This is a genomic window from Streptomyces sp. NPDC048111 (assembly GCF_043202815.1).
Lineage (GTDB): Bacteria > Actinomycetota > Actinomycetes > Streptomycetales > Streptomycetaceae > Streptomyces.
Window position 1 is genome coordinate 1 of sequence record NZ_JBIDBD010000058.1, and the last position, 10,146, is coordinate 10,146.

Here is a 10,146-nt window from a genome sequence, read left to right on the forward strand (position 1 = left end):
CTCGTCCTCAATCGCCGGACGGGCTGAGGTGGCCTGGTGCTGCCCAGCACCGAGCAGTTAAGGGGCGCGGGGAACTGCGCGAGAAGCGACCACGGTCCGCAGACGACCGAGGGGTTAGGGGCGCGGGGAACTGCACAAACCCCAAGCACCCCAGTGCCGTTGAGGGGCGCGGGGAACTGCGCGAGAAGCGACCACGGTCCGCACTCGACCGGGGGGTTAGGGGCGCGGGGAACTGCGCAAACCCCGGGCACCCCCAGTGCCGCTGGGGGCGCGGGGAACTGCGCGAGAAGCGACCACGGTCCGCACTCGACCGAGGGGTTAGGGGCGCGGGGAACTGCGCAAACCCCGGGCACCCCCAGTGCCGTTGGGGGCGCGGGGAACTGCGCGAGGAGCGACCACGGCCCGCACACGGCCGGGGGGTTGAGGGGCGCGGGGAACTGCGCAAAAGGGCGGTCGCGTACGGCCCCCCCCCGCGGGGCTACAGCGCGAGGAACGTGGCCGCCATCACCACAGCCCCCACAACCCCCACCCCCCACCCAACCCGCCCCATCCGCACCCCACCCCCGATCACCAGCGCCGCCAGCAGCAGCGCCCCCGCCAGGGGCAGCCACGCGTACAGCAGGCCGGCCGCGCCGCTGCGTACCGCGTCCTGTGTGCCCGGCTTCAACACCACCGGCAGGCGGTCGCCCCGGTGCGCCGCCACCGAGCGCGGGATCGTCACGTGGGCGTGCGGCGCCGACCCGGGCCGGGGTGCGTACGGGCCGGTGCACACGTCGTCCTGGCACCCCGTCACCGTCAGCGTCCCGTGCTCCCGGCCCTTGGCCAGCACCACGTGCTGCGCCGTGCCCCACGACGACCAGAACCCGGCCACCACGAGCAGCACGGCGACCACCGCCGCCGCGGTCCGCCGCACGACCAGCAGGAAGGTACGGCTCCGCTTCGTCATGGGGCGGGATCCTGGCCTCCCTGACCGCGAACGGTCAAACCAGGGCCGCCGGTTCGGCCCCTTTCACGGGCCATGTCGCAGTTGTGCGGGACATGAACCAACCCCGCCCCCCGCAGCCGCGCCGCGCGAACCCCCAGCACCGCTGCCGCCCCCCCGCGACCCCCCTGGCCCGCCGCACCCGCACTCACGAGTTGTACGTCGACTGCGCCCGCTCCAACCCCTCGATGACCAGCGCCTCCGCCGCATCCGCCGCCCGGTCCACGAAGTAGCCCAGCTCCTTGCGCTCCGTCGAGGAGAAGTCCTTCAGGACGAAGTCCGCCACCTGCATCCGCCCCGGCGGGCGCCCGATGCCGAAGCGCACCCGGTGGTAGTCCGACCCCAGCGACTTCGTGATCGACTTCAGACCGTTGTGCCCGTTGTCACCGCCGCCCAGCTTCAGCCGCAGCACCCCGTAGTCGATGTCCAGCTCGTCGTGGATCGCCACGATGTGGTCGACCGGCACCTTGTAGAAGTCGCGCAGCGCCGTCACCGGGCCGCCCGACAGGTTCATGTACGACATCGGCTTCGCCAGCACCACCCGGCGGTTCAGCGGACCGGGCGGGCCGATCCGGCCCTCCACGACCTGCGCCCGCGCCTTGTGCGCCTTGAACCGGCCGCCCATGCGCTCCGCGAGCAGATCCACCGCCATGAACCCGACGTTGTGCCGGTTCGCGGCGTACTCCGGACCCGGGTTGCCCAGGCCCACGATCAGCCAGGGGGCGTTCGCGTCGTCGGTCGTCATGGGGGCTGCGTCTCCTTGGTCACGTACGGACAGAGAAAAACGGGGCGGCGGGCCAAGTGTGGCCCGCCGCCCCGTCGGAGTCCGTGCCCGGCACGGAACTCAGGCAGAGCGTGCGGCTCAGGCCTCGGCGCCCTCGGCCTCGGTCTCGGCAGCCGGCTCCTCGGCCTGCGCCGACAGGATCTGGATGACGACCGCCTCGGGGTCGGTGGCCAGGGTCGTGCCGGACGGCAGCTCGATGTCCTTCGCGAGGATCGCGGCGCCGGCCTCGAGACCCGCGATGGAGACGGTGACGGAGGTCGGGATGTGGGTGGCCTCGGTCTCGACGGAGAGCGTGTTCAGCACGTTCTCGACGAGGAAGCTGCCCGGGGCCAGGTCGCCCTCGGTCTCGACCGCGACCTCGACCGTGACCTTCTCGCCCTTCTTGACGAGCAGCAGGTCGACGTGGACCAGGAAGCCCTTGATGGCGTCGCGCTGGACGGCCTTCGGGATGGCGAGCTCGGTCTTGCCGTCGAGGTCCAGGGAGAGCAGGACGTTCGGCGTACGCAGCGCGAGCAGCAGCTCGTGGCCCGGAAGGGTCACGTGGACCGGCTCGGTGCCGTGACCGTAGATGACACCGGGAACCTTGTTCTCGCGGCGGATGCTGCGGGCGGCGCCCTTGCCGAAGCTGTTACGGACGTCGGCGGCGAGCTTGACCTCGGACATGTGCACTCCTCGTAGAAAGGTGATCCAAAAAGGTGGTCACCCGGCCACGACTGGCCTGCTACGAAGAGCGCGTCGATAACGGACCGCCGCACGCATGGTGCGGCCTCCCTCGCCGAGCAACCCGCCCAGAGTACCCGGCCGTCCTCCGGCCGCCCAATTGGATCAGCGGGGGCAGCACCGGTACCGGGTTCGGGTACGAAGGCGTATGCATAGGCGTTCGCCTATTCTTACTGCTCATGGACCTGCTGCTGCACCTCAGGTACTTCCGCACCGTCGCCGAGGAACAGCACTTCGGCCGCGCCGCCGAACGCCTGCGCGTCGCCCAGCCCTCCCTCTCCCAGCGCATCCAGCGCCTGGAACGCGAACTCGGCGTACGCCTCCTCGACCGCGGCCGCACCGGCGCCACCCTCACCCCCGCCGGCCGCCTCGTCCTGGCCGAGACCGACGCCCTGCTCGACGCCGCCGACCGGCTACGCACCCTCGTCGGCCGCGTCCAGGGCGGCGCCGCCGGCACCCTGCGCGCGGCCGTACCGCCCCAGCTCGGCGGCGCCACCGTCGCCGCCCTGCTCACCGCCTACCGCGAACGCAGCCCCGGCGGCGAACTCGACCTGCGCGAACTCACCACCGCCGAACTCACCGCCGAACTCACCGCCGGCACCCTCGACGTCGGCATCGTCCGCCACCCCTGCCCCGCCACCGGACTCGGCTTCGGCCCCCAGCTCCACCAGCCGCTCGGCGCCCTCATCGCCGACCACGACCCGCTCGCCGGGCACCCAGAGATCGACGTCCCCGCACTCGACGGGCGCGAACTCGTCCTGTTCCCCCGGCCCACCGCCCCCGCCCTGCACGACGAAACCCTCACCGCCTGCGCCCGCCACGGCTGCACCCCCAGCGCCGTACGCGAGGTCGCCGGCATCGAATTCACCCGCGCCCTGCTGCTGTCCGGCACCGATGTCGTCGCCCTCGTGCCCCGGCCCGCCCCCGAACCCGGCACCGTCTGGCGCCCCCTGCGCGGCAACCCGCTGACCTGGCGCACCTCCACCGCCTGGCCCGCCGGACGCGACGGCCCCGCCGTCCACCTCTTCACCGAAGCCGCCCACGACGTCCTGCGCGAACACGCCGGGCTCGTCCCCACCGCCGGCCGGCGGAGCCTGTTCCCCCGCCCCGCATCGGAGTTCCCGCTGTGAACACCCCCGCACGCGGCCGCATCACCGCCGCCTTCACCGACGCCGGCGTCAGCGGAACGCTCTGCGCCACCGACATCGACACCGGCGACACCGTCGCGCTCGGGGCCGACACCCCCGTCTGCACCGCCAGCGTCCACAAGCTGTGCCTCGTCGCCACCCTCTACCGCGAAGCCGCCGCCGGACGCCTCGACCCCACCACCCCCGTCGACGTCCCCGCCGCCGCCCGCGCCCCCGGCCCCACCGGACTCGCCGTCATGCGCGACGCGGCCCGGCTCAGCCTGCGCGACCTCGCCTCCCTCGCCGTCGCCGTCAGCGACAACGCCGCCGCCGACGTCCTGTGGGAGCACCTCGGCCTCGACACCGTCAACGCGGCCATGGACGCCCTCGGCCTGACCCGCACCATCGCCGTCCACAACCAGGCCGGCCTCTACGCCACGATGCGCGCCGACGCGGGCGACAGCGGCCCCGCCGCCCTCGTCGACCCCGCCGCCGTCGCCCGCCTCACCGTCCTCGACCCGGCCCGCACCAACCGCTCCACACCCCGCGAGATCACGGCGCTGCTCGGCGCGATCTGGCGGGACGAGGTGTGCGGGGGAGTCTGGGGGGAGGAACTGCGCGCCGTGCTCGGCGTCCAGGCCTGGAGCCACCGGCTCGCGTCCGGCTTCCCCTTCGACGACGTACGGGTCAGCGGGAAGACGGGGTCTCTGCCCACGCAGCGGCATGAGGCGGGGGTGGTGGAGTATCCCGATGGGGGGCGGTACGCGGTGGCCGTCTTCACCCGGGCCGCGTCCACTGCTGTGACCCTGCCTGCGGCTGATGCGGCCGTGGGGCGTGCTGCGCGGCTCGCCGTGGACGCCCTCAGGGCCCGCCGCGCCGGGCCCTGACCCCGGCGCTTCCTCCCCTCCCGCTCGGCGCGGTCGCCGTTTGCGCAGTTCCCCGCGCCCCCAAATCCCGTTGTCGGGTGCGGGTTGTGGTCGCTCCTCGCGCCGTTCCCCGCGCCCCCAACCCTGTTGTCGGGTGCGGGTGGTGGTCGGTTCTCGCGCAGTTCCTCGCGCCCCCAACCCCTCGGTCATGTGCGGACCGTGCGTGGCTTGTCGCGCAGTTCCTCGCGCCCCCAATCCCGTTGTCGGGTGCGGGTCGTTGTCGGTTCTCGCGCAGTTCCTCGCGCCCCTCAGGCCGTGGTCGGGTGCGGGGGGCGGGTATGGCTTGATCGTGTCGTTGGCGTGGGGGAATGGGGAAGGGCCGCGTCCGGGAGTGGACGCGGCCCTTTCTGTGGTGCTCTTCGGCTAGTTCTCCTCGAAGAGGCTCGTCACCGAGCCGTCCTCGAACACCTCGCGCACCGCGCGGGCGATGGACGGGGCGATCGACAGGACCGTGATCTTGTCGAGCTCCAGGTCCGAGGGGTCCGGCAGCGTGTTCGTGAAGACGAACTCGCTCACCTTGGAGTTCTTCAGACGGTCCGCCGCCGGGCCCGACAGGATGCCGTGCGTGGCCGTCACGATGACGTCCTCCGCGCCGTGGGCGAACAGCGCGTCCGCCGCGGCGCAGATCGTGCCGCCGGTGTCGATCATGTCGTCCACCAGGACGCAGACGCGGCCCTTCACGTCACCGACGACCTCGTGCACCGTCACCTGGTTGGCGACGTCCTTGTCACGGCGCTTGTGCACGATCGCCAGCGGCGCGTCCAGCCGGTCGCACCAGCGGTCGGCGACCCGTACGCGGCCCGCGTCCGGGGAGACGATCGTCAGCTTCGAGCGGTCGACCTTCGCGCCCACGTAGTCCGCGAGGACCGGCAGGGCCGTCAGGTGGTCCACCGGGCCGTCGAAGAAGCCCTGGATCTGGTCGGTGTGCAGATCCACCGTGAGGATGCGGTCCGCGCCCGCCGTCTTCAGGAGGTCGGCCACCAGCCGGGCCGAGATCGGCTCGCGGCCCTTGTGCTTCTTGTCCTGACGGGCGTACCCGTAGGACGGAATGATCACGGTGATGGATCGCGCCGACGCCCGCTTCAGGGCGTCGATCATGATCAGCTGCTCCATGATCCACTTGTTGATCGGAGCCGTGTGGCTCTGGATCAGGAAGCAGTCCGCACCACGCGCCGACTCCTGGAAGCGAACGTAGATCTCACCGTTCGCGAAGTCGAAGGCCTTCGTCGGCACGAGGCCCACACCCAACTGGTGCGCAACCTCCTCGGCCAGCTCGGGGTGGGCGCGGCCGGAGAAGAGCATCAGCTTCTTCTCGCCGGTCGTCTTGATCCCGGTCACAGCACAGTCTCCTCAGACGTGTTCGATGCTGCTGCACCCGCGCGGTCCCTGTCGCGGCGAGCCAGCCGAATATGTGCACCTATCACGGTAGCCCGTGAAAGACGCACCCGAATCCGGTCAGTTCTCCCCGCCCTGCTGCTCGGCCGCAGCCTGAGCAGCCTGCGCGGCCGCACTTCCCGGACGCTTTCGCTCCACCCAACCCTCGATATTCCGCTGCTGGCCCCGGGCCACGGCCAGCGAACCCGGCGGTACGTCCTTGGTGATCACCGAACCGGCGGCGGTGTAGGCACCGTCCCCCACTGTGACCGGCGCAACAAACATGTTGTCCGAACCCGTCTTGCAGTGTGAGCCGATCGTCGTGTGGTGCTTGGCCTCACCGTCGTAGTTCACGAACACACTGGCCGCGCCGATGTTCGTGTACTCGCCGATCGTGGCGTCCCCCACGTACGACAGGTGTGGAACCTTCGTCCCCTCACCGATCGACGCGTTCTTCGTCTCCACGTACGTACCGATCTTGGCCTTCGCGCCGAGCCGCGTACCGGGCCGCAGATACGCGAACGGGCCGACCGTCGCGCCCTCGCCGACCTCGGAGTCGTACGACACCGCGTTGTCGACCCGGGCGTCCCGGCCCACCACCGTGTTCGTCAGACGCGAGTTGGGACCGACCTCCGCACCCGAGGAGAGGTGCGTCGCCCCGAGCAGCTGCGTACCCGGAAGCACCACCGCGTCCTGCTCGAACGTCACCTGCACGTCGACGAACGTCGTGGCCGGATCCACCACCGTCACACCCGCGAGCATCGCCCGCTCCAGCAGACGGTCGTTCAGGAGCCGGCGCGCCTCGGACAGCTGCACCCGGTTGTTGATCCCGAGGATCTCCCGGAAGTCCCCCGCGAGCGACGCACCCACCCGGTGCCCCGCCTCGCGCAGGATCCCCAGCACGTCCGTCAGGTACTCCTCGCCCTGGCTGTTGTCCGTCCGCACCTTGCCCAGCGCGTCCGCCAGGAGCGCGCCGTCGAACGCGAAGACACCCGAGTTGATCTCACGGATCGCGCGCTGCGCGTCGGTGGCGTCCTTGTGCTCGACGATCGCGGTGACCGCGCCCGAGACGTCGTCGCGGACGATGCGGCCGTAGCCGGTGGAATCGGCGACCTCGGCGGTCAGCACGGTGACCGCGTTGCGGTCCGACTCGTGCGTACGGGTCAGCTCGGCCAGCGTCGCGCCGGTCAGGAGGGGGGTGTCGCCGCACACCACGACGACGGTGCCCTCGATGGACTGGCCCAGCTCCTCCAGCGCCATCCGCACCGCGTGCCCGGTGCCGTTCTGCTCGTACTGGACGGCGGTGCGCACGGAGGCGTCGATGGCACCCAGGTGGGCGGAGACCTGCTCGCGGGCGTGGCCGACGACCACGACGAGGTTCTCGGGGTCGAGCTCACGGGCGGCTGCCACGACGTGCCCGACGAGCGAGCGCCCGCAGATCTCGTGCAGGACCTTGGGAGTGGCCGACTTCATGCGGGTGCCCTCACCCGCGGCGAGGACGACGACGGCGGCCGGGCGGGTTGCGCTCACGGGGGTGCCCTTCGGCTTCGGGGGGTGGACATCCGAAGGATACCGGGGGGCCTGGTGGATGAAATCGGGGTGGGGGCCGGGGAAATGCGGCGGGTCCTGACTGGTGCAGTCAGGACCCGAACTTTCGAGCTCCCAGGGAAGGAATCGAACCCTCATTCAATGGACCAAAACCATTTGTCCTGCCATTAGACGACCTGGGATGGTCTGCCCCCTATGTCCGTTTCGACTCATCGGTCGCGAGGGCAGCCCCTACTATGCCGTACCAGGCGCCTTCCATGCGACGGTACAGATCGACGCTATCCCGGACATAGATCGCCAGACATCCTCGGTAGGTGTCGCCGGTGTTCCTGCGCAGTGTCTTCGGGTTGTGGAGCTTGAGTACGGGCTTGTTGAAGCCGGCGGGGCCGATGCCCGTCAGCTCCGCCCAGAATCGCGTTGCTTCCTCCACGTCGGCCGACTCGTGAATGTTGACGCAGAGGCGCAGGCGCTCCGGCGCGACGCCCTGGAGCTCCAGCCACCTGAGATACACCTTGATCACGTTCGGGTCGCTGTTGATGAACTTCAGGGACTCCCGGCGGGCCCAGGGTTTGTCCTTGGCCCCCTCGGCCCAGTACAGCACCACGCCGGCGAGGAACAACTCCCGGTCGGACAGCTTTCCGATGTCACTCTCGGCGTCCTGTTTGGTCCTCCGGCGCTCCTCCTCCCGCCGCGCGAGCGTCGCCTCCCACCCGCGTCTGGCGATGGCCGAGGCCTCCTCTCGGGTGCGGGGTGCGGGCTTGGGGAGGTCGCGGACCCAGAGGGATATCGAGCTCTTCGAGCAGCCCAGCTCCGCCTGGATCTGGTCGTACGTCATGCCCTGGGTGCGCAGTTCGCGGGCGCGGGCGCGGAGGTCGTCCTTGGCGTTGGGGCGTTTGGTCCATTCCGGGGCCGGTTCGCCGTTCAGGAGGCGGTTCAGGAGGTCGTTGTTGTCGACGAACAGGCGGTCGCGGATCTGGCGGCGGCTGAGTCCCTCGCGGCGCAGCGCGACCGCCTGTTCGCGCAGACACTCGAAAGCGGCGTACTTGTCGGGTGTGGTCGATGTCATACGGACACGCTCGTCCGGAATCCGGATGTCCGGTCGAGAAGCGGGGCGATTCACTCCATCGTGGGGTGGATGGCTGGTTTCGGCGTGTTCGCGGTGGTTTCGTGCTGGCCGTCCTGAAGGAGAGACGAAGGAAAATCGTTCGCGCCCGCCCGTAGGCTGGATCCATGACCGCAACGGGGGCTTACCAGGAAGCCACGGGGTTGACCTCCCGTGGCTGGTGGTGGTGGGAGCGCAGGCGCGGCGCGGTGCTGGACATCTCGCTCGGCGCGTTCTCCGCGCTGGAGTGCGCGCTGGAGGGTGTGGGCTTCGCCGGGGACGCGGGGCTGCCCGTGCCGGCCGGGGTGCTGCTCGGTCTGGTGGCGGGGGCCTCGCTGGTGCTGCGGCGGCGGTGGCCGATCGCGGTGGTGCTCGTCTCGGTCGCGGTCACGCCCGCGAGCATGGGCTTCATGCTGAGCGTGGTGGGGCTCTACACGCTGGCCGCGTCCGATGTGCCGCGCCGGATCACGGCGGCGCTGGCGGGGATGTCGGTGGTGGGGACGTTCGTCGTCACGTTCGTGCGGATGCACCAGAGCGTGGCGCGGGGCGACTACGACCCGGGGCAGTGGTACGTGCCGCTGGTGTCGGTGGTGATGTCGCTCGGGATCACCGGTCCGCCGCTGCTCTACGGGCTGTACATAGGGGCGCGGCGACGGTTGATGGAGTCCCTGCGCGAGCGCGCGGATTCGCTGGAGCGGGAGTTGTCGCTGCTCGCGGACCGGGCCGAGGAGCGGGCCGAGTGGGCGCGTACGGAGGAGCGGACGCGGATCGCGCGCGAGATGCACGACGTGGTGGCCCACCGGGTGTCGCTGATGGTGGTGCACGCGGCGGCCCTGCAGGCGGTGGCGCGCAAGGATCCGGAGAAGGCCGTGAAGAACGCGGCGCTGGTCGGGGACATGGGCCGGCAGGCGCTGACGGAGCTGCGCGAGATGCTCGGGGTGCTGCGGGCCGCCGACCAGCAGCCGGCCGCGGTACGGGTGGACGCTGTGCCGCTGGCCGCGGTGGGGGCGGCGGCCGCGGCTGCCGCCGCGGCGGCGGAGGAGGGGCCCTGTCTGGCGGACATCGAGGCGCTGGTGGGGCAGTCCCGGGAGGCCGGGATGGTGGTCGAGCTGATGGTGCAGGGGGAGGCGCGGGGGTGTGACGCGCTGGTGGAGCAGACGGCGTACCGGGTGGTGCAGGAGGCGCTGACCAATGTGCACAAGCACGCGGCGGGCGCGAAGGTGATGGTGCGGCTGGCGTATCGGGCGGCCGAGGTGGCGATGCAGGTGGAGAACGGGCCTGCGGACGGGGTCACCGCTGACGCGGGGTTGCCCAGTGGGGGGAATGGGTTGGTGGGGATGCGGGAGCGGGTGTTGGGGTTGGGTGGGGTGTTTGTGTCGGGGGGGACTGATTCTGGGGGGTTTCGGGTTTCTGCGGTGTTGCCGGATCGGGGGGTTTAGGGGGGCTCGCTTTGGGGGGTTTGGCCCCCCCCCCCCCCCGGGCCGGGGGGGGGGGGGGGCCGCCGCCGCGGGGGGCGGCCCCCCCCCCCCCCGGGGGGTTGGGGCCCCCCCCCCCCCCGCCCCCCGGGGTTACCGCGGGTGGGC

General features: G+C 71.3%; 9 protein-coding genes and 1 tRNA gene. 3 read left to right on the top strand and 7 right to left on the bottom strand.

Annotated elements, in window-relative coordinates:
* Nucleotides 1-478 precede the first annotated feature (478 nt).
* The 3 genes from ACGF3I_RS34895 to ACGF3I_RS34905 all read right to left on the bottom strand — a co-directional run bounded on the left by ACGF3I_RS34895 (nucleotide 479) and on the right by ACGF3I_RS34905 (nucleotide 2,429).
* Entirely contained in the window at nucleotides 479-946 is a 468-nt protein-coding gene (locus ACGF3I_RS34895; RefSeq protein ID WP_393139297.1) for a hypothetical protein, read from the bottom strand.
* Between the two features lie 184 nt (nucleotides 947-1,130).
* Complete coding sequence (pth, locus tag ACGF3I_RS34900; RefSeq protein WP_393139299.1) at nucleotides 1,131-1,727, bottom strand: aminoacyl-tRNA hydrolase; 597 nt, start codon at nucleotides 1,725-1,727, stop codon at nucleotides 1,131-1,133.
* Nucleotides 1,728-1,844: 117 nt separating this feature from the next.
* On the bottom strand, nucleotides 1,845-2,429 hold the full coding sequence (locus ACGF3I_RS34905; protein WP_393139301.1) for a 50S ribosomal protein L25/general stress protein Ctc: 585 nt from the start codon (nucleotides 2,427-2,429) through the stop codon (nucleotides 1,845-1,847).
* A gap of 236 nt (nucleotides 2,430-2,665) precedes the next feature.
* On the opposite strand from ACGF3I_RS34905, the gene ACGF3I_RS34910 reads away from it, so the two are divergent.
* Together ACGF3I_RS34910 and ACGF3I_RS34915 are read left to right on the top strand one after the other, a co-directional pair.
* Nucleotides 2,666-3,616 carry a LysR family transcriptional regulator gene (locus tag ACGF3I_RS34910; protein ID WP_393139303.1) on the top strand — a complete coding sequence of 317 codons (951 nt, stop codon included), beginning with the start codon at nucleotides 2,666-2,668 and terminating at the stop codon, nucleotides 3,614-3,616.
* Nucleotides 3,613-4,500: a serine hydrolase gene (locus ACGF3I_RS34915; RefSeq protein WP_393139305.1), complete on the top strand. Its 888-nt coding sequence runs from the start codon at nucleotides 3,613-3,615 to the stop codon at nucleotides 4,498-4,500. Before ACGF3I_RS34910 ends, ACGF3I_RS34915 begins: the two co-directional genes overlap by 4 nt.
* Nucleotides 4,501-4,902: 402 nt before the next feature.
* Here ACGF3I_RS34915 and ACGF3I_RS34920 read toward each other — a convergent pair whose 3' ends face one another.
* From ACGF3I_RS34920 to ACGF3I_RS34935, 4 genes are all read right to left on the bottom strand, one after another.
* Complete coding sequence (locus ACGF3I_RS34920) at nucleotides 4,903-5,877, bottom strand: ribose-phosphate diphosphokinase (protein ID WP_393139307.1); 975 nt, start codon at nucleotides 5,875-5,877, stop codon at nucleotides 4,903-4,905.
* A 117-nt stretch (nucleotides 5,878-5,994) separates the two neighbouring features.
* The gene (gene glmU, locus ACGF3I_RS34925; RefSeq protein WP_393139309.1) at nucleotides 5,995-7,443 is read right to left on the bottom strand and encodes a bifunctional UDP-N-acetylglucosamine diphosphorylase/glucosamine-1-phosphate N-acetyltransferase GlmU; all 1,449 of its coding nucleotides are present in this window, start codon (nucleotides 7,441-7,443) and stop codon (nucleotides 5,995-5,997) included.
* Between the two features lie 129 nt (nucleotides 7,444-7,572).
* Nucleotides 7,573-7,643 (bottom strand) — tRNA-Gln (locus tag ACGF3I_RS34930).
* 11 nt (nucleotides 7,644-7,654) lie between these two features.
* On the bottom strand, nucleotides 7,655-8,527 hold the full coding sequence (locus tag ACGF3I_RS34935; RefSeq protein WP_393139311.1) for a helix-turn-helix domain-containing protein: 873 nt from the start codon (nucleotides 8,525-8,527) through the stop codon (nucleotides 7,655-7,657).
* A gap of 164 nt (nucleotides 8,528-8,691) precedes the next feature.
* Between ACGF3I_RS34935 and ACGF3I_RS34940 the strand changes: the two genes are divergently transcribed.
* Nucleotides 8,692-10,002: a sensor histidine kinase gene (locus ACGF3I_RS34940; RefSeq protein WP_393139313.1), complete on the top strand. Its 1,311-nt coding sequence runs from the start codon at nucleotides 8,692-8,694 to the stop codon at nucleotides 10,000-10,002.
* Nucleotides 10,003-10,146 lie beyond the last annotated feature (144 nt).